Genomic DNA, 20,015 nt, shown 5'->3' with positions numbered 1-20,015 from the left:
CCTTGTCACAGTGTCAAGGTCAAGCGGTCAGTCGCGCGGCCCGGTGACCGCGTGCTGCCGTTCGGGCGCCACGGGCATCGGGCGTTCGTGGAAGCCGCCCTGCGCGCTCCGGACGATCACGCCGCTCTCCGGCCCGTGCTCCAGGTCGTGCCGGTCCTGGAGGCGCAGGCCGAGGCAGAGCCGGTGGGTCAGCCAGAAGGCGACGATCGGGCCGAGGAGGACGGCGTACCTGAAGAAGATCGTCACGTCCTCCACCGAGAGGTGGAACTGGTGGGCGAGCTGGTCGTTGGCCGCGGCGGCCCACAGCAGCCCGTAGAAGGCCACCCCGGCGGCGGCGACGGCGGTCCGCACGGGCGCCTCGCGCGGCCGGTCCAGCACGGCCGGGCCGGTCGCCTCGGCGGCCAGGCGGCTCCTGCTCTTGGGCCGGCCGAGCGCGTCGCGCCGGCCGGAACGCCGCAGGACGAGGCGCTCGCCGAGCGGGTAGCCGGCCAGCACGGTGCAGAACAGCCCGGGAACCACCAGCGTGGGCACCAGGACCGCGAGGCTGAGCGTGTACCCGCCGATCGTCAGCTCCCAGCCCGGCATGATCCGCAGCGCGCCGTCGAGGAAGCCCATGTACCAGTCGGGCACCGAGCCGGCCGAGATCTGGCCGGGCCCGGCCGGGCCGTACAGCCAGATGGGGGCGATCTGGAAGGCCAGGCCCAGGATGACCAGGACCCCGATCGTGGTGCCCGCCATCAGCGGGCGCGCGCCCGCCCGCGCCGGAAGCGGCGCGGCGAACCGCGAGTGCCCGTGCCGCCGCACCAGCCATTCACGGGCGGCGAGCAGCGCGACCATGGCCGCCGGGATCACCAGCACGTGCGTCCAGTACATGGCAGGGATGACGCTGTCGCCGGGGAACCCGGCGCCGAAGAGCAGCTGCGCGCCGTACGACCCCACGACCGGGATCGACAGCAGCACCGACTGGATCAGCCACAGGCTGCCGCCGGAGAGCATGTCGTCGGGCAGGATGTTGCCGGTCTCCCCCGCGGCCATGCCGAGCGGCAGCAGCGTCACCCAGATCAGCCACTGCGGCACGCGCGGCCGCCGGAACGCGCCGGTCACGAACATGCGCAGCAACTGCAGCGCGACCGCCGCCACGAACACCAGCGCCGACCAGTGGTGCACCTGCCGGACGAAGAGCCCGCCGCGCACCTCCAGGCTCAGCCGCATGGCCGAGTCGAACGCCCTGCTGACCGGGATGCCGCTCAGCGGCGTGTACACGCCCTGGTAGAGCACCGGGGACATGTCCGGGTCGAAGAACACCATGAGGAACAGCCCGGTCACCACCAGGACGGCGAAGGACCAGATCGCCACCTCGGCGAACATGAACGACCAATGACCGAGCCCCGACGACTGACGTTTCCGCACCGATGAGCGCATCGGACCCTCCTCGTTTCGCCTTCGCCTTCAAGACGGGTTCGGCGGCCGGGATGTGACGTCGAGGAGGGTGAGTTACGTCATACGAGGTCGTTCGAGGCGGACGGGCCCGCCGGAGTCGAGGCGCTCCGGCGGACCGCGGACTCACCCCTTCACCGCTCCGCCGAGCAGCCCGGAGACGAACTGCTTCTGGAAGACGAAGAAGATGAGCATCAGCGGCAGCGTGGCCAGCAGCGCGCCCAGCATCAGGCCCGAGTAGTCGACGCGGGTCAGCCCGGTGAGGTGGCTGAGCGCGACCGGCAGCACGTACTTCTCCTCGCTGGTGAGCATGAGCAGGGGCCAGATGAAGGAGTTCCACTGGCTCATGAACGTGAAGATGACCAGCGCGCCGAGCTGCGGCCGGACCACGGGCAGCACGATCCGGTAGAAGATCCGCAGGTCTCCGGCCCCGTCCAGGCGTCCGCTCTCGATGAGCTGGTCGGGGAAGTCGAGGAAGGCCTGGCGCATGAGGAAGATGCCGAACGAGTTGGCCAGGAACGGGATGACGATCGACTCGTAGGAGTCGACCCAGCCGATGCTGGCCATCATCTGGAACAGCGGCACCAGCAGCACCTGGAACGGGATCATCATCGTCGCCAGGATCACCGCGAGCAGCAGGCCGCGCCCGCGGAAGCGGTACTTGGCCAGGCCGTACCCGCCCATGGCGCTGACCAGCACGGACAGCGCGGTGTAGACGAGGGCCGTGCCGAGGCTGTTGAGCACCACGCGGGAGAAGCCGATCGTCTCCTCCAGCGACCTCAGGTTGTCCAGCAGGTCGTCGCCGGGCAGGAACGGGGGCGGGCTGCGGAACAGCTCGGACGTGTCGTGCGTGGAGGCGACGAACATCCAGTAGAACGGCGCGACGCTGACCACCGCGCCGGCCGCCATGAGCAGCCAGAGCAGCAGGCGTTTCATGACTTCTCCTTCCCGAACCACTTGAACTGGGCGTAGGAGAGCACCCCGATGAGCAGCACCACCACCCAGGCCATCGCCGCGGCGTAACCGAAGTCGAACTGCTTGAAGCCGACCTGGTAGAGCAGCAGGATCGGCGAGGTGGTGGCGTCGTCGGGGCCGCCGTCGGTGAGCAGCTTGTTCTCGTCGAAGAGCTGGAGGGTGCCGATCGTGGAGGTGATCGAGCAGAACAGGATCACCGGCTTGAGCTGCGGCACGATCACGCTGACGAAGGAGCGCAGCGGCCCGGCCCCGTCGATCGAGGCGGCCTCGTACTGCTCCTTGCCGATCGCCTGGAGGCCCGCCAGCAGGATGATCATGTTGTAGCCCGTCCACCGCCAGGTGATGGACGCGATCAGCGCCACCCGCGCCCAGGCCGGGTCGTCCAGCCAGGCGATCTCGGCGCCGAGGAGCTGGTTGACCATGCCGCCGTCGGTGCGCAGCAGCACCCGGAAGACCACCGCGTAGGCGACCAGCGTCGTCACGGCGGGCAGGAAGTACGCGATCCGGAGCGTGGCGCGGAACCGCAGCCACGACTGGTTGAGCACGTACGCCAGCGCCAGCGCCAGCCCGATCATGATCGGGACCTGCACGACCAGGATCAGCCCCACGTTGACCAGGGACTGCAGGAACCTGTCGTCGTGCAGGAGGCGCTGGTAGTTCTCCAGGCCGGCCCATTCGGTCAGGCCGTCCTCGGTCCGCTGGAGGCTCTGCCAGAGGCTGGCCCCCAGCGGGTAGGCGAAGAAGAGCGCCAGCAGCGCGGCGGCGGGCCCAGCGAAGATCCAGGGGACCAGGCGGCGCCGAACGGTCATCCGATCTCCCGCTTGGTGGCGGACGCGATCTGCTCGGCCGCCTCGTCCAGCACGGCCTTGGGGTCCTTGCCGCCCACCACCGCACGCTGCAGCAGCTTCTTCAGCAGCTCGCTGGCCTCGGCGTCGTCGTCGGTGGACTCCACGGCCGGGATGGCGCGCACCTGGTCGGCGAAGATCTTGTTGACCGGCTGCCCGTCGAAGTACTCGACCGGCTCGGAGAAGTACGGGTCGGCCAGCGCGGGCAGGTAGGCCGGGAAGAGCGACTCCTGCTTCATCATCGACAGCTGGCTGTCCTTGTTCGCCGTGACGAACTCGACGAACGCCCACGCCGCCTGCTGGTTCTTCGTCTGGCCGGTGACCGCCAGCATGGACCCGCCGTTGGCCGAGGTGCGCACCCCGCCCGGCTCGAACGCGGGCAGCGGGATCACGCCGAACTTGCCCTTGAGCTCCGGCATCTCCGACACCAGCGTGCCCGTCCACCAGACGGCGGTGGGCGCGACGGCCGCCTTGCCCTCCTTGGTCGCGGTGACCCGGCCGTCCCAGCCCTGCTCGTTCTGGAGCAGGCCCTTGTCGTTCATCGTCTTGATCAGGGTCAGCGCCTTGACGGCGGCCGGGGTGTTGACCGCCACCTTGCCGTCCACGAACCTGCCCTGCTTCTGCTGCTGCAACAAGGTGGTGAACAACGGCTCGCTGTTGCCCAGGTCGGAGACCATGAGCTTCTTGCCGGTCTTGGCCTTCAGCGTCTCGCCGGCCTTGATCAGGTCGTCCCAGGTCTGGATGTCCTCGGCCTTGATCCCGGCCTGCTCGAAGTAGTCGCGCCGGTAGAACAGGCCGACGGGCGCGGAGTCCCACGGCAGCGCGAACAGCTTGCCGCCCTCGCCGGAGGCCGTCTGCCACTTGGCCGGGTCGAAGTCGGCCTTCAGCTTGCCGGCGACCGGGCCGAGGTCGGCCAGCCCGTTGGGGAAGTTCTTGGCGTAGCCGGGGACCCGCTCGTCCTCAAGGTGCACGACGTCGGGCAGGCCGGTGCCCGACTGCATGCCGACCGTGACCTTCTCGTAGATGTTGTCGTAGCCGACGTCCGTCACGTCGATCTTCACCTTGGGGTGCAGCTTGGTGAACTCGGGCGCCAGACGCTTCAGGGCGGTCGCACCCACGTCGAACGACCACACCTTGACCTCGCCGGACAACTCCGCGGGGGTGGACGCGGCGATCGAGGGAGCGGGCCCCTTGGCCGCGCCGGTTCCACCGGTGGCGCATCCGGCGGCGAGAAGTCCGGTGGCCAGCAGCCCGGCGGCGATTGTGTGGATCTTCACGGTGACCTCTTGGATCTGTAACATGTCACACTCTGAATACTGAGTGCTGAGTAACGTACGCTGAATACGCTTGGTGCACCAGAGGTGAAATCGAACCGTTCCCGATGGATGTGCGCGGACGGACGCAAAGGCCGTTGCGTCCTGCTCGTCCGGCCGGGATGATCGGCCGCCATGGGGAACGTGCTGCTGACCGGGGCCACCGGAGGAATCGGAAGGGCGCTGGCCGCCGCGCTCGGCCAGGCCGGGCACCGGGTGATCGCCGTCGGACGCGACGTCGGGCGGCTGGACGTCCGCGGCGTCGAGGCCGACCTGGCCGATCCCGCGTCGCTGGCCCCCGCCATGGAGGAGCTGACCGCCGAGCTGACGGAGATCCGCGCGGTGGTGCACTGCGCCGGCATCTCGCCCGTGGAGGCCGTCGCCGAGGCCGGCCCCGACACGTGGCGGCGGACGATGGCGGTGAACGTGGCCTCCGCCGCCGAGCTCGTCCGGCTCGCGCTGCCCGGGTTGCGGAACGCCAAGGGCCATGTGATCTTCGTGAACGCCTCCCCCGGGCTGACCGGCGTCCCGCGCTGGTCGGCGTTCGTGGCCAGCAAGGCGGCGCTGCGCGAACTGGCCGACTCGCTGCGCGAGGAGGAGGCCGTCCACGGGGTCCGGGTCACCACGGTCTACCCCGCGGCCACGGCGACCGACCTGCTGGGCGAGGTCAGGGCCGCCTTCGGCCGCCCGTACGACCCGCAGGCGTGCATCCGGCCGGAATCGCTGGCCGCGATGGTCGTGTGGGCGCTGAACGCGCCGGCCGACTCCTACGCCTGCGAACTGTCGGTGCTGCCGGGCTGAACCCCGCTCACACCGTCACGACGATCTTGCGGTCACCGTTTCAGGTACCCACGGCAACGGCGCGCACGCCACCTGGCAGCCCAGGCCCGGGGCCTGCGGCACCTCGTCCCCAGGCCGGCCGCCGCCACCGCGCCCGAGCACGAACGGCGGGCGTCCCGGGATCAGGCCCGTGGCTCAGCGGATCCGGTCGGTCGGGTCGACGCCCACCTTGACCAGCACCTCGGTCGGGCCGGGCATCGGCCGCGCCGGCTCACCTCGGGGCCGCCCAGGACGTCCTGGGTGAGCGCCCGCGCCTCAGTGCTGGGCCGCGGTGCCGAGCTCGACCACGATGTGGGGCGACAGCGCCCGCAGGAAGCCGGGCGCGTCGAAGATGCGCCCCGCCGAGGCCACCCCGGCGGCCCTGGTCCGGCCGGTGAGGATGCGCTCGACGGCCTCCACCGCGAGCGGCGCGCTGACGGCGTAGATGTCCCGGCCGCGGGCCACCGCCCGGCGTTCCCGGTCGCCCGAGCGCACGACCACGTCCACGACGAACGGCTGCGCCGACCGTCCGTGCTCGTCGGCCGCGACCGGGGCCGGGGTGTCGGGGTTCACCACGTCCGTGGCCGCCTCGACCGTCATGTAGTTGCGCACCTCGGGGATGTCCAGGTGGCTCGGGACGGTCACGATGTCGGCCATCGAGAACTCCGCGATGACGTCGCGCGTCCCGGTCGGCTCGGGGAAGGACCACTTCTCGGCCGGCGCGCGGTCGTCGCGGTACTCCAGCCGGCCTCCGGCGTGGCGGACGCGCCGGCCGTCACGCCGCTCCCTGGAGACCTTGCCCGCCGCCCGGGTGCCGGTCGTGGGGTGCCAGCTGTCCAGCCCGTAGGCCACGTGCGCCTGGTCGGCGCCGGTCCAGTCGTCCATCGCCGCCGTGACCAGCAGGTCGCCGAGCCCGCCGAAGAAGGCCATCGCCGGGACGATCACCGCCCCCGCCTCCCGGGCGCGCTCGGCGAACAGCTCGAAGGTGTCCACGTTGGCCTCGATCTCGGCCGCGACGTCCACGTACGGGACGCCGGCGCGCAGGGCCGCCTCGATCACGGGGGCGGCCGTGGCGGCGAAGGGCCCGGCGCAGTTGATCACCGCGGCCACGCCGTCCAGGGCGCGGTCGAGCGCCGCCGGATCGTCCACCGACGCCTGCCTGACCTCCAGCCCGGGGTACTCCTCGGCCAGCGCCTTCAGCGCCTCGCCGTCGCGGCCCGCCAGGACGGGCACCAGCCCGCGCCGCACCAGCTCCGCCACCACGAAACGGCCCGTGTGCCCGTAAGCGCCGTAGACCGCCACCTTGTTCTTCGTCAGCTCTGCATGCGTCATGCGGACATCCTGGCGGCCCATCGCCTCGCCGCACGAGCGTCCGGAACGACATGATGCGTACAATTCCGGACGTGACCACAGTCGCGGTAGCCGTCGCCGACGGGATCCTGCACTTCGAGCTGGCCCTGGCCTACGAGCTGTTCAGCTCGCCCCCGCCCGCCCCCGTCGACCACTGGTACGAGCCGGTCATCTGCGGAGCCGGCCCCGTACGGGCCGACGGGCGGTTCCTGCTCGAACCCGACGCCGGGCTCGACCGGATCGTCCGGGCCGACACGGTGATCGTCCCCGGCTGGGCCGAGGTGGACGTCGAGCCGCCGGCCGACCTGGTCGCGGCCGTGCGCGCGGCGCACGAGGCGGGCGCGCGGGTCGCCTCGCTGTGCACGGGCGCGTTCGTCCTGGCCGCGGCCGGCCTGCTGGACGGGCGGCGGGCCACCACCCACTGGGCCCACACCGACACGCTGGCCGCCCGCCATCCCCGGATCCAGGTCGACCCCGACGTGCTCTACGTGGACGAGGGCAGCGTGCTCACCGCCGCGGGCAAGGCCGCCGCCCTGGACCTGTGCCTGCACCTGGTCCGCCGCGACCACGGCTCGGCGGTCGCCAACGCGATCGCGCGCCGCCTGGTCGTGGCGCCGCACCGGCCCGGCGGCCAGGCCCAGTTCGTGGCCACCCCCGTCCCCGAGCCGCACGGGCATCCGCTCAGCGACCTGCTCGCCTGGGCGGGCCGGCACCTGGACCAGCCTCTGACGGTGGAGGACCTGGCCCGCCGGGCCAACATGAGCTCGCGCCACCTCGGCCGCCACTTCAGGTCCATGACCGGCACCACCCCGTTGCAGTGGCTGCTGACCCAGCGCATCCGCCGCGCCCAGGAGCTCCTGGAGACCACCGACGACGGCGTGGACGCCATCGCCGAGGCCACCGGCATGGGCACCGCGGCCACGCTGCGCCGGCACTTCAACCGCACGGTCGGCGTGCCGCCGGACGCCTACCGGCGCACCTTCCGCGCCCGAGGGGCGACGCCCGCTCAGCGGCCGGCGGGGTGGAAGTCGTAGGGCTTGGAGTCGTACACGTAGTAGACGCAGTCGGCGCCCGCTGCGCACTTGCCCCAGTGCTCGGCCTTCGACGGGTAGTACAGGTAGTCGCCCGCGCCGATCCGGTAGGTCTTGTGGCCCTTGACGTTCCACAGCATCACGCCGGAGACGCCGACGACGTGCTCGGGGCTGGTGTGCCAGTGCGGGGAGAAGGGCGTGCCGGCCTTGAGGGTGAACATGGCCTCCGAGGGGCCGGTCTTCGGGTCGCCCTTCAGCTGTACGAACGTGCAGCCCTTCAGCCCCTCGCAGGGGGACCCGGCCTCCTTGTGCGAGTGGTGGACGACCTTGCCGGGGCCCGAGTCGGCGTACGCGCCAGGGGCGCCGAGCACCATCAGAGCCAGCGAGCCGGCCGTGATCACTTTCTTGAGCATCTCGATCTCCAAATGGACTGTGGTCCGAATACGTCCGGCAACGTATCGGACTGCGGTCCGCTTCGTCAAGGGCGGCACCACCCGCCGCCGCGTGCCAGACTCCTGGCCATGGCGGACTCGACCAGGCCGGACGGCGACGGCGGACAGCTGCGCGTGGGCGTCCTCGGGCCGCTCACGCTTGCCACCGCGGGCGGCCCGGCCCAGGTCGGCGGCGCGCGGCTGCGGGCGCTGCTGGCCAGGCTCGCCCTGGACGCCGGGCGGGCCGTCCGGCCCGAGACCCTGGCCGAGGCGTTGTGGGACGACGCGCCGCCGCAGGCCCCCGTGCACGCGCTGCAGTCGCTGGTGTCCCGGCTCCGGCGCGTCCTCGGGCATCCCGGGCTGCTCACGTCCGGCCCCGCCGGGTACCGGCTGGCCGTCGAGCCGGACGCCGTGGACGCCGTGCGGTTCGAGCGGCTGGTCAGGCAGGGGCGGGCGGTCGCTCGGGACCGGCCCGCCGAGGCGTCCGCCGTCCTGCGGGAGGCCCTGGGGCTGTGGCGCGGACCGGCCCTGGCGGATGTGCGGGCGGCGCCGTTCGCCGCCGCCGAGGCCGACCGGCTCGAACGCGCCCGTCTGGCCGCCCTGGAAGACCGCGTCGAGACCGACCTGACCCTGGCCGCCGACCTGACGCGGGTCGCTGGCCTGACACTGGGCGAGGACCTGACGTTGGGCGACGGCCTGACGTTGGGCGACGGCCTGACGTTGGGCGACGACTTGGCGGGAGTCGTCGGCCTGAGATCGGGCGCGGATCTCGGCCTGGTCGCCGAGCTGGAATCGCTGGCCGCCGCCCACCCGCTGCGCGAGCGCCTGCACGCCCAGCTCATCCGGGCGCTCGCCCGCGACGGCCGCGGGGCCGAGGCGCTGGCCGCCTACCAGCGCATCCGCGACCGGCTCGCCGACGACTTCGGCAGCGACCCGGGACCGCACCTCCAGCAAGCCCACCTGGCGGTCCTGCGCGGCGACCTTCCCGGCCCCCGCCGACCGTCGAGACCGTCGGCGCAGTCCGGGCCCTCCGAACCCTCCGGGTCATCGGGGCAGCCAGGGGCCTCCGGGGCCTCGGGGCAGTCCGGGGTGTTGGCGGGGTGGTCCGGAGCGTTGCCGTTGAATCGGGCGCGCGGCAATCTCGACGTCCCGCTCACCAGCTTCGTGGGCCGCGACGAGGACGTGCGCCGGGTGACCGGCCTGCTCGGCCGGGCCAGGCTGGTCACCCTGGTCGGCCCCGGCGGGGCGGGCAAGACCCGGCTGGCCGGGGCGGTCGGCCGGCGGCTCACGCCGTCCGGCGGGGTGTGGTTCGTGCCGCTGGCCGCGGTCGGGCCCGACGACGTCCCGCGGGTGCTGCTCGACCTGCTCCGGACGCGCAAGGAAGGCGCACCCGCGCGGGCCGAGCCGGACGGCCTGGTCGAGCTCCTCGCGGACGACGACCTGGTCCTCGTGCTGGACAACTGCGAGCACGTGATCGAGGCCGCCGCCACGCTGTGCGGGACGCTGCTCGGCCGCTGCCCGCGGCTGCGCGTGCTGGCCACCAGCCGCGAACCTCTGCGCATCGACGGCGAGACCCTGCACCCGGTGCCTCCGCTGGACCTGCCGGAACCGGGCGCGACGCCGGAGGCGGCCCGGTCCGTCGCGGCGGTCCGGCTGTTCCACGACCGGGCCGCCGCCGTACGGCCCGGCTTCGTCCTGGAGGGCGGCGCGCTGGCGGCGACCGTCGAGATCTGCCGCCGCCTCGACGGCCTGCCGCTGGCCATCGAGCTGGCCGCCGCCCGGCTGCGCGCCCTGCCGGTCGAGGCGGTCGCGGCCCGGCTGGACGACCGGTTCCGCCTGCTCACCGCCGGCAACCGGACGGCGCTGCCGCGCCACCGCACCCTGGCCGCCGCCGTCGCCTGGAGCTGGGACCTGCTCGACCCCCGCGAACGCTCCCTGCTGGAACGCCTGTCGGTCGTGCGCGGCAGCTTCACCGAGGACACCGCAGCGGCCATCGGCGGCGCGGACGCCGTGGCGATGATCGCCGGCTCGGACAGCGTGGTGGACGTCGGCGGTTCGGATGATGTGCCGGAGTTGCTGGCGGCGTTGGTCGACAAGTCGTTGCTGCACCTGGTGGACTCCGCCGACCCGGCCGAACCCCGCTACCGCCTGCTGGAGACCATCCGCGAGTACGGCCTCGCGCGGCTGGCCGAACGCGCCGAGGTCGCCGCGACGCGCGACCGGCACGCCCGGTTCTTCCTGCGGCTGGCCGAGGCCGCCGACCCCCACCTGCGTACGTCGGACCAGCTCCGCCCGCTGGCCCGCCTGTCGGCGGAACGGGACGACCTGTCGGCCGCGATCCGCTGGACGGTCGAGTCCGGTGACGCCGGGCGGGCCGTCCGGTTCGGCGTCGCGCTGAGCTGGTACTGGTTCCTGCGGGACTTCCCGCCGGAGTCGCTGGACCTGCTCGGACGCGTGCTCCGGGCCGACGGCCCGGCCGACCCGCGATCCCGCGCGCTGGTCGCCGCCGCCCACGCGATCGCCACCGTCGAGGCCGCCGGGCCGGAGGAGACCGACGCCGCGTTCGACCGGATCAGGACGGCTCTGGCACAGCTCGTCCCAGGCACGCATCCCATCGCCGAGATGGCCCGGTTGGCGGTCGGGATTGCCGCGAAGGGCGACCACGCCGTACCGGCCGAGGGGACGGATCCGTGGAGCCGGTCGCTGGCGCTGCTGGTCGGCGGCGTGCTGGCCATGAACGCCGGCCACCTCGCCGAGGCCAAGGACACCCTGGCCCGCGCGCTGGCCGGCTTCGAGCGGCTCGGCGAGCGGTGGGGCCAGGGCATGACGCTGAGCGCCCTCGGCTCGGCGCTGGTCCGGTCGGGCGAAGGGGCCGCCGCGCCCGTCCTGGCCGAGCGCGCCACCCGATGCTTCCGCGAGCTCGGCATGCCCGAGCACACCATGGAGAACGAGGTGGCCGCCGCGCTGCACCGGGCCGAGTCCGGCGACGTGGACGGCGGCCGCCGGGACCTGACCGGCCTGCTCGATCGGGCCGGGCGGAGCGGGTCGGCCGAGTCGAGCACCCAGGCGCGCCTGGGCCTGGCCCGGCTGGAGCTGGCCGCCGGGCGGGCGGCGGCGGCCCGCGAGCACGCCTTGGCCGGGCTGGCCTGCGCCCCTCCCGACCGCTCGACCACGCCGCCGCTGACCGCGCTGCTGCTGGGCGTACTGGCGCGGGCGGACCTCGCCGAAGGGTTCCCTTGCCAGGCGGCCCGCCGGCTCGACCATCCGGCGGTGCGCCTGACGCTGACCTGGCACACGCCGGTCGCGGCCGCGACCGCGGTGGTGGCCGCCGCGATCGAGCTCGGCCGGGACCGGCCGGAACGGGCCGGGCGGCTGCTCGGGGCCGCCACCGTGCTGGGCGGCTGGACCGGCCCCGGCGACGCCGACCTGCGCCGGCTCCCCCGGCGGGCCGAGGCCGCCCTGGGCGCCGCGGGGTTCGCCGCCGCCCATGCGGGCGGCGCGGCGATGTCACGAGCAGAGGCCGAGAACCTGGTGACGGCGACCATAACCGCGCCGCCCAACTAGCGCCGCCCAACCAGCGCCGCTCAGCCGGTGACCGGCACGGGCTTGCTGAACATCGTGCAGGTCACCGCCGTTTGCAGTGCCTGGACGGCCTTGGCGAGCTTCGGGTCGGCCTCGAACTCGGCCCAGTACTCCGCCGCGATGAGGACGGTGGCCGTGCGGCCGCCGGTCCGGTCGGTGAGGTTGGTGGTCAGGTAGCCCGGCATGCCGCCGTCGTGGCCCCAGAACGTGCCGCACGGATGGGCGGCGGTCTGGATGCCCAGCCCGTAGCCCGGCCCGTCCGGTCGCCGCGGGTCCATCGGGACGGTGGTGCGCAGCTCGGCGAGCTGGGCGGCGGGCAGCAGCCTGCCGGACATGAGCGCGGCGTGGAAGCGGGCCCAGTCGCGGGTGCTGGACACCACCGCCCCGGCCGGGCCGCCCCAGCCCGGGTCGTGGCCGGAGACGTCCACATGCCCGTCGTGGCGCGGCCCGGCGAGCCGCCGGAACGCGGCCGGCACCGCGGGCGGCTGGTGGGCGGCGTCCGGCTCGTAGCCGCGGGCGTACGAGCCGCGCCAGGAGGGCCCGGTGGCGTAGTAGGTGTGGCCGAGGCCGAGCGGCCGGGCGATCCGGTCCCTGACCAGGGCGGTCAGGCTCGTCCCTGTGACCCGCTCCAGGACCGCGCCGACGGCGGCGTAGCCGGTGTTGCTGTAGGACCACCTGGCGCCGGGCGCGAACAGCGGAGCGTGCCTCACCCCCAGGGCCAGCAGTTTCGCCGGGGTCCACCGCCGCCGGTCCTTGCCGAGCAGGGAGGGCCGGATGGCGGGGTCGTCGGTGTAGTCGTACAGGCCGCTGGTGTGGTTCAGCAGCATGCGCAGCGTGATCGCGCCGCCGCCGGGCACCTGGCCGGGCAGCCACTTGTCCACCGGGTCGGTCAGGGCGAGCCTGCCCTCGGCGACGAGTTGCAGCACCAGCACGGCGACCATGGTCTTGGTGTTGGACCCCATGCGGAACTCGTCGCCCGTCTTGAGCACGTGGTCGCGTCTGGTCCAGGCGGCCTGCTCGGCGATCTCGACGGGCCGGCCGCGGCCGTCGTCGACCCGGACGAGCACGCCGGGCGCCCCGGCCGCCACCACCTCCCGCGCCAGGCGCCGCAGCAGGGCGGGCGTCCCGTCCGGGGCCTGCCGGGCCGTGGCGGCGGCCGGGTGCACCGCGACCACGGCCAGGCCCACGGCTGGCACGGCCGCCGTGAGCGCGCGCAGCCACCGCGACAGCCACCGTGGCCGCCATCGTGGCCGCCGCCGTGGCCGCACCGCCCGCCGGGACGGGACATCACAGGGGTACATGAACCGGTTCCTCCTCCATCGGGTGACACCAACGCCCCCACCCTCCGGCCCCCCGCTCACAAACCGCACACATCCCGCTGTCAGCCGATGAGTTCGCCCCACCGGCGCAGTCCTCATCAGGGAACGACAGGAAGGAGTGGTCCGCGTGGATCTGTACAGCGTGGTGTGCGTACGCGACCGGGCGGCGGCGCAGAAGTGGTACGAGGTGTTCTTCGGCCGCCCGGCGGACGAGGTCGTCGGCGAGGAGCACCTGTGGCAGGTCGGCGAGAACGCGTGGGTCGTCATCGACGACCGGCACATGCGGGCCGCCCGCATCGGCGGCACCATGATCACGTTCGGCGTGTCCGGCCTCGACGACATCCTGGCCAGGCTGGCCGGGCACGGCATCGAGCACGGGCCCGTGGAGACGTACGGCAACGGCGTGCGTCACGTGGACGTCCTCGACCCGGACGGCAACAGCCTCTCGCTCGCCGAGGCCCCGCCGCAGTGACCCGGTTAGGCTCGGGACGATGTTCGACTCGCCCGACTTCGACCTGGCGCCCTACGCCGGCCTCGACACCTCGGCGTACGTGCGGCACACGTACAACAGCTGGGACGACGCCGGCTGGCGGTCGCTGCTGGTGCAGGGCTTCCGGCACGCGCCCGAGGCCGAGCACCTCGCCCTGCCCGCCGTGTCCGACCTGCATCTCGTGCTCTGCGTGGCGGGGCACGCCGACCTGCGGATGCACGCGGGCGGCAGGCCGGTCCGGCGGCGCTGGGTCCCGGGCCACCTGGAGCTCATGGTCCCGGGCCGCGCCGGGTCGATCAGCTACCGGGCGGGGGCGGGGCTGAGCACCGTCCAGGTGCACGTGCCGGCGGCGGCCGTCCGGCGGGCCGCCGGCGCGCTGGGCGGTCGCGAGCCCGACTTCGAGGCGACGGCCGCGGCCCTGGCGGCCGGCGACCCGGTCGTCGAGCAGCTCCTGCGCGCGCTGCCGGGCCGCGCGGCGGCCGGCGACCTGTACGCCGAGTCCGCCGCCGCCTTCCTCGTGACGCACCTGCTGACCCAGGGCGGGGCCGAGCGCCTGCCCGGCCCCGAGCACGCGGCCGTCCGGGCGGGTGTCGCCATCATGACCGAGCGCCTGGCCGAGCCGCTGACGCTGGCCGCCATCGCGGCCGAGGTGCATCTGAGCGTGTACCACTTCGTCCGGGTGTTCCGGGAGGGCACCGGGCAGACGCCCCACCGGTTCCTCACCGGGCTGCGCATCGAGGAGGCGCGGCGGCTGCTGTCGTCCACCTCGCTCAGCGTCGAGCAGATCGCCGCGCGGTGCGGGTTCGCCGGGGCGGGCTCGTTGTCGTCGGCCTTCCTGCGGCAGACCGGCGTGCGGCCGTCGGCGTACCGCAAGAACTGACCGATCAGCGGCAATCGTGCGCATGGCCCGCGGGCGGGGCCGGTGCCTACGTTGGGGCTCATGCCGTACACCTTCGCCGTGACCGCCCGCTCGCAGGCCGCCCCCGAGGCCGTCTTCGCGGCGCTCGCGCACGCCGCCACCTGGCCGTCGTGGTCGCCGATCGACTCCGCCGACGTCGAGGGCGGCGATCCGGCGGCCCGGCAGCAGGCGGGCGACACCAGGGTCTTCCGCACCGGGCGCAACGTCTCGCGCGAGCGCATCGTCGAGCTCGTCCCCGACCGGCGGTTCGTCTACGACAACCTGGGCGGCCCGTTCCGCTCCTACCGCGGGACGGTCGAGCTCGCGCCGGCCGACGGCGGCGGCACCGACATCACCTGGTCGGCCGCCTTCGAGCCGAAGATGCCGCTGTCGGGTGGTTTGTGGCGGTGGTATCTGACCCGTTTCATGCAGGGCATGGCCGACGGCCTCGCCGCGTACGCCGCCCGCGCGGCAAAGTGACCGCGGCCCGATGTTTGGCGCGGCTGACCCGGGAAGAGTGGGGGGGCAACGTTCTCTAGATCATCAGGAGGAAACCCCTTGTCTCAGGACATGTGGAGCTACGGTTCCGACGTCTACGGCGACAAGACTCTCGACGTGGTCGGCTTCGACGTCGAGGCCACCGACGGCTCGATCGGCTCGGTGGACGAGGCGAGCCACACCGTCGGCGACAGCTACCTGGTGGTCGACACCGGTCCGTGGATCTTCGGCAAGAAGGTCGTCCTGCCGGCCGGCACCGTCACGCGGATCGACCCGCAGGAGCGCAAGGTCCACCTCGCGCGGACCAAGCAGGAGATCAAGGACTCGCCGAAGTTCGACGAGGACGCCACGTACAACGACGACGTCCACCGCAACGAGGTGGGCGCGTACTACAGCCGCTTCAACGGCACCGTCTGACCCCCGCGTAACCCGGGTACCCGCCGGGGTGCCCGCCGGGCGCGACGCGCGCCGCAGCAGCTGCCAAGGCCCCACAGCTCTGCGACCGGCGGGCCCCCGAGGGCCGGACGTCTCAGGACGTCCGGCCGGTCTGGTGGGTCAGGATGCGAAGGGCGTCGGCGGAGGACGGGTCGGACGGGGTGTAGATCTCGACCCGGTGGTCGGGGCTGTCGGGCTGGAGCCAGACCTGGTAGTCGACGCTGACCGCGCCGACCGTGGGATGCCGCAGGCGCATCGTGCCCACCGTGCAGTCGGCGACCTCGCCCACCGCCCACAACGCCGCGAACTCCGCGCTGTGCATCGTCAGCTCCCCGATCAGCTCCGCCAGGCGGGCGTCGGAGGGGAAGCGGCCCGCGGTGAGCCGCAGGTAGGCCACGTGGATGCGGGCCAGCTCGTCCCAGTTGCGGTGCAGGTCGCGGAAGAGCGGATCCAGGAAGAACGTCCTCGGGACGGACGGGCGGTCCGCCGGATCCCACGGCGCCTCGAACGGCAGATGCTCCCCCATCAGCGCATGCCCCGTACGGTTCCACGCGAGCACGTCCCCACGCCGGCCGAGCACGACCGCCGGCGTCGTGTCCTTCAGCGACTCCAGCAGCGCGAGCACCCGCGGATGCGGCTCCTCCACGGGCGGCCGGGACAGCCGGGAACGGGCCGGTTGCCGGGCGAGATTGTGCAGGTGGACGGTCTCGATCCGGTCGAGCCGCAGCACCCGCGCCAGAGCGTCGAGCACCTGCTCCGAGGCGGTATCCGCCTGCCCCTGCTCCAGACGCGTGTAGTACCCGGAGCTCACCCCCGCGAGCTGCGCCAGCTCCTCGCGCCGCAGCCCCGGGACCCGGCGGGCCGTCCCGTACGTGCGCAGCCCGATCGCGGCGGGCGTGACCCGATCGCGACGGCTCTTGAGAAACGCTCCGAGACTCTCCACGCCACCGAGCCTAGGCCGACCGGCGGGCCGCGTGGGTACACCTGCTGGGTGCACCCACGCCAGGGGGATGGTTGCCGGGCGCGTCCTGCCCGAGTGTCGGCGCCATGCATCGACAGCACACGCGCACTCCCCCGGGCCTGCGGGCCTGGCTCGGCCTCCTGGTGATCCTCGGGCCCGTCCTGCTGGTCTCCATGGACGGCTCGATCCTGTTCCTGGCGATGCCCAGGATCAGCCAGGCCCTCACGCCCACCGCGGGCCAGGCCCTGTGGATCCTCGACGTCTACGGCTTCGCCGTCGGCTCCCTGCTGATCGCGTTCGGCAACCTCGGCGACCGGTACGGGCGGCTGCGGCTGCTCATGACCGGCGCCGCCGTCTTCGGCGCCGGCTCCACGGCGGCGGCGTTCGCGCCCAGCGCCGAGCTGCTGATCGCGGCCCGCGCGCTGATGGGCGTGGCGGGCGCGACCCTGCTGCCGTCGGCGCTGGCCGTGCTGAGCGAGCTGTTCGCCGACCCGCGGCGCCGGGCGCAGGCCATCGGCGTGTTCGCCGCGGCGTTCGCGGCCGGGTTCGCCGCCGGGCCGATCGTGGGCGGCGTGCTGCTGGAACGGTTCTGGTGGGGGTCGGTGTTCCTGGTCAACCTGCCGGTCCTCGCCCTGTTCCTGGTCTTCGCGCCGATCCTGCTGCGGGAGGTGCGGGCGACCCGCGCCGGGCGCGTGGACGTGCCCAGCGTCGTGACGTCCGCGGCCGGGCTGCTGCTCGCGATCTACGCGCTCAAGCACGCCGCCGCCGAGGGGCTGTCGGCCGTCCCGGTCGTCGCGGGCGCGGCCGGGGCGGGGCTGCTGGCGTGGTTCGTCCGCAGGCAGCGCGGGCTCGCGCAGCCGCTGATCGACTTCTCGCTGTTCCGCGACCGGGTGTTCGCCGTGGCGATCGTCACCGGGCTGCTGCCGCTGGCGGCGTGGTCGGCGACGGCGTACCTGTCGGGCGTCTACCTCCAGTCCGTCCTCGGCCTGCCGGTGCTGGACGCGGCGCTGCTCGCGCTGCCCGGCGCGGTGGTGCTCACCGTCACCTGCGTCGTCACGCCCTTCGTGGCGGACCGCGTCGGCCGGCGGGCGGCGCTCGCCGTCTGCCACTTCTCCGTCGCGGCGGGGCTGCTGCTCCTGCTCCCGACGGCCGTCACGGGCGGTGCCGGCTGGTACGTCGCGTCCACGGTCGTGGCGGGCGTCGGGTACGGCATCTCGTTCAGCGTCGTCGCCGACACCGCGGTCGGGGCCGTCCCGCCGGAACGGGCCGGGGCGGCGGGGGCGCTGGCCGAGACCAGCAACGAGATCGGCAACGCCCTCGGGATCGCGCTGCTCGGCTCGCTCGCCGCCCTGGTCTTCCGGCTCCGGGGGCCGGACCTGGCCCCCACCCTGGACGAGACCCTCCAGCTGCCCGACCTCGTGCCGGCGGCGGCCGCGCAGGCCGGGACGGCGTTCGTCGCCGGGTTGCACGTGGCCGCGGCGGTGGCCGGGGTCCTGCACGTGGTGCTCGGCGTCGTCGCCCTGCTGCGGGCGCCGGTGCGGCCGGGCGGCCGCTGAGGGGCGTGCCCTCAGCCGTCCGTCAGGAAGGCGAGGGCGTCGGGGGCGAATCTCCGGTCGGTGAAGGTGCCGCTGTGGCTGCGGCCGGGGTAGACGACGAGCTGCGCGTCGGGGATGCCCTCGACCGTCTGCCGGGCCAGGTCCAGCGGGTAGACCAGGTCGTCACCGCCCTGGATCAGCAGGGTGGCCGCCTTTATCTCGTGCAGCCGGCCGCGCAGGTCGAAGCCGTCCTCGGCGTTGAGCACGGTGACGGCGTCGGCGTGGTCGGCGCGCCCGCCGTCCGACAGCCACAGCAGGGCCCTGAGCAGGACGCGGCCGAAGGCCGACGCGGTGACGATCTCGGCCAGCGCGGGGCTCGGCCGCCTGCCCCGGCGGGCCCGTTCGACGTAGCCGCGCTGGGCCCGCCGGCCGGCCGGGCCGAGGGTGCAGGCCGTGCCCGCCAGGACGAGCCGGTCGACCAGGCCGGGGTGGTCGGCGGCCAGTTGCAGGGCGATGGAGCCGCCGGTGGACAGGGCCAGCACGTTGACCGGGCCGTCGAACGTGGCCCTGATCGCCTGGGCGAAGATCGCGGCGAGGTCGGCCATCGTCGTGGTGGGCGGCAACCCCGGCGGGCGGTTGACGACGTGGACGGTGAAGTCCCGGGTGAACGGCCGTACCAGCCGCATCGTGGACCAGCGCGTCATGCCCGTCGGGTTGGCCGCCCGCGGGGTGTGGATCAGGACGATCAGGGGCGGCCCTTCGCCGGCCGACAGGTGCGGCAGGTCGTTCAGCATGGGGGATCCCTTCCGTGGCCGCGCCGGCCTACTGTATCCGTATGAACAGTTTGGATTTTTGTTCACAGCATACGCCGGAACGCGCGGCGGCGCCCCGCCCGATGGGCTACAGTCGTCCGCCATGGCCGACTCCTCCTACCTCACGGCGACCGCGCGCGCCTACGACGCCGTCGCCGACCTGTACGCCGACCTCGCCCGCGACTCGCTCGACCGCCTGCCGCTGGACCGCGCGCTGATCGCGGCGTTCGCCGAACTCGTACGGGCCGACGGGCCCCGGCCCGTGGTCGAGGCCGGATGCGGCCCCGGGTACATGACGGCCCACCTGCGTGACCTCGGCCTCGACGCGTTCGGCGTCGACCTGTCCCCCGCGCTGCTCGACATCGCCCGCAGGGACTATCCCGGCCTGCGTTTCGAGCTCGGCTCGATGGACGCCCTCGACGTGGCCGACGGCGAGCTGGGCGGCCTGATCTCCTGGTATTCCATGATCCACGTGCCGCCTGCGGAACTGCCGTCGTACCTGGCCGAGTTCCGCCGCGTGCTGGCCCCCGGCGGCCACTTCCTGGTCGGCTTCTTCGAGTCCGAGGGCGGGCCGGTCACGGAGTTCGACCACAAGGTCACGCCGGCCTACCGGTGGCCGATCGACGAACTGGCCGGCCTGGCCCGCAAGGAGGGGTTCGCCGAGGTGGGCCGGATGCTGCGCGAGCCGCTGGAGGACGAACGGTTCCGCCGCGGCCACCTGCTGATGCGCGCCGAGGCCCCCGGCGACGCACACTGAACGAACGGGCCCGCGGGCGTCCCGGCCGGAACCGGCACGCCCGCCGCGCGGACACGCCAGGGAGGTGAGGTGCCGTCCTCTTGAGACGAGTCGTCCTGGTCGTCATCGTCTGCGGCATGGTCGTGGCGGGCGGCGGGGTCCTGGTGTCCTTCGGGTGGCCCCTGATCTACCGGTGGCAGCACGAGGAGACGACGGCGCAGGCCGAGAAGGAGACCCGGCGGCTGGCCGACGGCTTCGCGGACGACCTGCGAACCCTGCTCACCCGCCGATGGCCGACGGACCAGCAGGTTCGTGAGCTCGGCAACGAGTACGAGATGCGCGTGTCGCACGTCACGAGCCGGCGGCCGTCCATCACGGTCGAGATCGAGACCATCACCACCGTGCGCGAGTCCTTCGGCGGCGGCCTGTTCCGGGCCTGCTTCCACGTCGAGGCGACCGAGGCGGGCGGGGGCGTCCGGACCTCGGTCACTCCCGGCGGCGGCTGCTCACGCTGACCCGGGCGCGTGCGGTCAGTGCGGCGTACTTTT

General features: G+C 73.5%; 19 protein-coding genes. 10 read left to right on the top strand and 9 right to left on the bottom strand.

What is annotated here, in order from left to right:
- Positions 1 to 27: 27 nt before the first annotated feature.
- The 4 genes from ACIBQ8_RS05780 to ACIBQ8_RS05765 form a co-directional block, all read right to left on the bottom strand.
- A complete protein-coding gene (locus ACIBQ8_RS05780; protein ID WP_397191264.1) occupies positions 28 to 1,422 on the bottom strand; it encodes a cytochrome bc complex cytochrome b subunit in 1,395 nt (464 codons plus the stop codon).
- A 141-nt stretch (positions 1,423 to 1,563) separates the two neighbouring features.
- A complete protein-coding gene (locus tag ACIBQ8_RS05775) occupies positions 1,564 to 2,373 on the bottom strand; it encodes a carbohydrate ABC transporter permease (protein ID WP_352356636.1) in 810 nt (269 codons plus the stop codon).
- Positions 2,370 to 3,221 carry a sugar ABC transporter permease gene (locus ACIBQ8_RS05770; protein WP_352356638.1) on the bottom strand — a complete coding sequence of 284 codons (852 nt, stop codon included), beginning with the start codon at positions 3,219 to 3,221 and terminating at the stop codon, positions 2,370 to 2,372. Before ACIBQ8_RS05770 ends, ACIBQ8_RS05775 begins: the two co-directional genes overlap by 4 nt.
- On the bottom strand, positions 3,218 to 4,534 hold the full coding sequence (locus ACIBQ8_RS05765) for an ABC transporter substrate-binding protein (protein ID WP_397177742.1): 1,317 nt from the start codon (positions 4,532 to 4,534) through the stop codon (positions 3,218 to 3,220). The genes ACIBQ8_RS05770 and ACIBQ8_RS05765 overlap by 4 nt, the downstream gene beginning before the upstream one ends.
- A gap of 171 nt (positions 4,535 to 4,705) precedes the next feature.
- Between ACIBQ8_RS05765 and ACIBQ8_RS05760 the strand changes: the two genes are divergently transcribed.
- Positions 4,706 to 5,371, top strand: coding sequence for an SDR family NAD(P)-dependent oxidoreductase (locus ACIBQ8_RS05760; protein ID WP_397191263.1), 666 nt, complete (start codon positions 4,706 to 4,708; stop codon positions 5,369 to 5,371).
- Between the two features lie 294 nt (positions 5,372 to 5,665).
- On the opposite strand, the gene ACIBQ8_RS05755 is transcribed toward ACIBQ8_RS05760, so the two are convergent.
- Positions 5,666 to 6,721 carry a saccharopine dehydrogenase family protein gene (locus ACIBQ8_RS05755; protein WP_397191262.1) on the bottom strand — a complete coding sequence of 352 codons (1,056 nt, stop codon included), beginning with the start codon at positions 6,719 to 6,721 and terminating at the stop codon, positions 5,666 to 5,668.
- Between the two features lie 71 nt (positions 6,722 to 6,792).
- Between ACIBQ8_RS05755 and ACIBQ8_RS05750 the strand changes: the two genes are divergently transcribed.
- Entirely contained in the window at positions 6,793 to 7,773 is a 981-nt protein-coding gene (locus ACIBQ8_RS05750; protein ID WP_397177739.1) for a helix-turn-helix domain-containing protein, read from the top strand.
- Here the strand turns inward: ACIBQ8_RS05750 and ACIBQ8_RS05745 are convergent.
- Positions 7,746 to 8,183: a cupin domain-containing protein gene (locus tag ACIBQ8_RS05745; RefSeq protein ID WP_397177738.1), complete on the bottom strand. Its 438-nt coding sequence runs from the start codon at positions 8,181 to 8,183 to the stop codon at positions 7,746 to 7,748. The two genes, ACIBQ8_RS05750 and ACIBQ8_RS05745, sit on opposite strands and share 28 nt — an antisense overlap.
- Positions 8,184 to 8,291: 108 nt before the next feature.
- On the opposite strand from ACIBQ8_RS05745, the gene ACIBQ8_RS05740 reads away from it, so the two are divergent.
- Positions 8,292 to 11,765, top strand: coding sequence for an AfsR/SARP family transcriptional regulator (locus tag ACIBQ8_RS05740; protein ID WP_397191261.1), 3,474 nt, complete (start codon positions 8,292 to 8,294; stop codon positions 11,763 to 11,765).
- A 20-nt stretch (positions 11,766 to 11,785) separates the two neighbouring features.
- Here the strand turns inward: ACIBQ8_RS05740 and ACIBQ8_RS05735 are convergent, their stop codons facing one another.
- Positions 11,786 to 13,084 (bottom strand): serine hydrolase domain-containing protein, encoded by a 1,299-nt coding sequence (locus ACIBQ8_RS05735; RefSeq protein WP_397191260.1) that lies wholly within the window; start codon positions 13,082 to 13,084, stop codon positions 11,786 to 11,788.
- A gap of 145 nt (positions 13,085 to 13,229) precedes the next feature.
- On the opposite strand from ACIBQ8_RS05735, the gene ACIBQ8_RS05730 reads away from it, so the two are divergent.
- From ACIBQ8_RS05730 to ACIBQ8_RS05715, 4 genes are all read left to right on the top strand, one after another.
- Complete coding sequence (locus ACIBQ8_RS05730) at positions 13,230 to 13,574, top strand: VOC family protein (RefSeq protein WP_397177735.1); 345 nt, start codon at positions 13,230 to 13,232, stop codon at positions 13,572 to 13,574.
- Positions 13,575 to 13,593: 19 nt separating this feature from the next.
- Positions 13,594 to 14,472, top strand: a complete 879-nt coding sequence (locus ACIBQ8_RS05725) for a helix-turn-helix domain-containing protein (protein ID WP_397177734.1) — start codon at positions 13,594 to 13,596, stop codon at positions 14,470 to 14,472.
- Between the two features lie 60 nt (positions 14,473 to 14,532).
- Positions 14,533 to 14,970 carry an SRPBCC family protein gene (locus ACIBQ8_RS05720; protein ID WP_397177733.1) on the top strand — a complete coding sequence of 146 codons (438 nt, stop codon included), beginning with the start codon at positions 14,533 to 14,535 and terminating at the stop codon, positions 14,968 to 14,970.
- A gap of 78 nt (positions 14,971 to 15,048) precedes the next feature.
- Positions 15,049 to 15,405: a PRC-barrel domain containing protein gene (locus ACIBQ8_RS05715; protein WP_352324772.1), complete on the top strand. Its 357-nt coding sequence runs from the start codon at positions 15,049 to 15,051 to the stop codon at positions 15,403 to 15,405.
- A 112-nt stretch (positions 15,406 to 15,517) separates the two neighbouring features.
- Here ACIBQ8_RS05715 and ACIBQ8_RS05710 read toward each other — a convergent pair whose 3' ends face one another.
- A complete protein-coding gene (locus tag ACIBQ8_RS05710) occupies positions 15,518 to 16,366 on the bottom strand; it encodes a helix-turn-helix transcriptional regulator (RefSeq protein WP_397191259.1) in 849 nt (282 codons plus the stop codon).
- Between the two features lie 104 nt (positions 16,367 to 16,470).
- On the opposite strand from ACIBQ8_RS05710, the gene ACIBQ8_RS05705 reads away from it, so the two are divergent.
- Positions 16,471 to 17,940 carry an MFS transporter gene (locus tag ACIBQ8_RS05705; RefSeq protein WP_397191258.1) on the top strand — a complete coding sequence of 490 codons (1,470 nt, stop codon included), beginning with the start codon at positions 16,471 to 16,473 and terminating at the stop codon, positions 17,938 to 17,940.
- 11 nt (positions 17,941 to 17,951) lie between these two features.
- On the opposite strand, the gene ACIBQ8_RS05700 is transcribed toward ACIBQ8_RS05705, so the two are convergent.
- Positions 17,952 to 18,713: an alpha/beta fold hydrolase gene (locus ACIBQ8_RS05700; protein WP_397191257.1), complete on the bottom strand. Its 762-nt coding sequence runs from the start codon at positions 18,711 to 18,713 to the stop codon at positions 17,952 to 17,954.
- A gap of 121 nt (positions 18,714 to 18,834) precedes the next feature.
- On the opposite strand from ACIBQ8_RS05700, the gene ACIBQ8_RS05695 reads away from it, so the two are divergent.
- Entirely contained in the window at positions 18,835 to 19,488 is a 654-nt protein-coding gene (locus ACIBQ8_RS05695) for a class I SAM-dependent DNA methyltransferase (RefSeq protein WP_397191256.1), read from the top strand.
- An 80-nt stretch (positions 19,489 to 19,568) separates the two neighbouring features.
- Positions 19,569 to 19,982, top strand: a complete 414-nt coding sequence (locus ACIBQ8_RS05690) for a hypothetical protein (protein WP_397191255.1) — start codon at positions 19,569 to 19,571, stop codon at positions 19,980 to 19,982.
- Positions 19,983 to 20,015 lie beyond the last annotated feature (33 nt).

Origin of the sequence: Nonomuraea sp. NPDC049646 (genome assembly GCF_044465525.1) — a bacterium.
GTDB lineage: Bacteria > Actinomycetota > Actinomycetes > Streptosporangiales > Streptosporangiaceae > Nonomuraea.
Note: the sequence above shows the minus strand (reverse complement) of the source record. Positions and strands in the feature narration are given on the sequence as shown.

Excerpts from the sequence above, each read along its gene's own strand:
- ACIBQ8_RS05780 (WP_397191264.1), bottom strand. The coding sequence starts at position 1,422 with ATGCGCTCATCGGTGCGGAAACGTCAGTCGTCGGGGCTCGGTCATTGG.
- ACIBQ8_RS05775 (WP_352356636.1), bottom strand. The coding sequence starts at position 2,373 with ATGAAACGCCTGCTGCTCTGGCTGCTCATGGCGGCCGGCGCGGTGGTC.
- ACIBQ8_RS05770 (WP_352356638.1), bottom strand. The coding sequence starts at position 3,221 with ATGACCGTTCGGCGCCGCCTGGTCCCCTGGATCTTCGCTGGGCCCGCC.
- ACIBQ8_RS05760 (WP_397191263.1), top strand. The coding sequence starts at position 4,706 with ATGGGGAACGTGCTGCTGACCGGGGCCACCGGAGGAATCGGAAGGGCG.
- ACIBQ8_RS05755 (WP_397191262.1), bottom strand. The coding sequence starts at position 6,721 with ATGACGCATGCAGAGCTGACGAAGAACAAGGTGGCGGTCTACGGCGCT.
- ACIBQ8_RS05745 (WP_397177738.1), bottom strand. The coding sequence starts at position 8,183 with ATGCTCAAGAAAGTGATCACGGCCGGCTCGCTGGCTCTGATGGTGCTC.
- ACIBQ8_RS05740 (WP_397191261.1), top strand. The coding sequence starts at position 8,292 with ATGGCGGACTCGACCAGGCCGGACGGCGACGGCGGACAGCTGCGCGTG.
- ACIBQ8_RS05735 (WP_397191260.1), bottom strand. The coding sequence starts at position 13,084 with ATGTACCCCTGTGATGTCCCGTCCCGGCGGGCGGTGCGGCCACGGCGG.
- ACIBQ8_RS05725 (WP_397177734.1), top strand. The coding sequence starts at position 13,594 with ATGTTCGACTCGCCCGACTTCGACCTGGCGCCCTACGCCGGCCTCGAC.
- ACIBQ8_RS05720 (WP_397177733.1), top strand. The coding sequence starts at position 14,533 with ATGCCGTACACCTTCGCCGTGACCGCCCGCTCGCAGGCCGCCCCCGAG.
- ACIBQ8_RS05705 (WP_397191258.1), top strand. The coding sequence starts at position 16,471 with ATGCATCGACAGCACACGCGCACTCCCCCGGGCCTGCGGGCCTGGCTC.
- ACIBQ8_RS05700 (WP_397191257.1), bottom strand. The coding sequence starts at position 18,713 with ATGCTGAACGACCTGCCGCACCTGTCGGCCGGCGAAGGGCCGCCCCTG.
- ACIBQ8_RS05695 (WP_397191256.1), top strand. The coding sequence starts at position 18,835 with ATGGCCGACTCCTCCTACCTCACGGCGACCGCGCGCGCCTACGACGCC.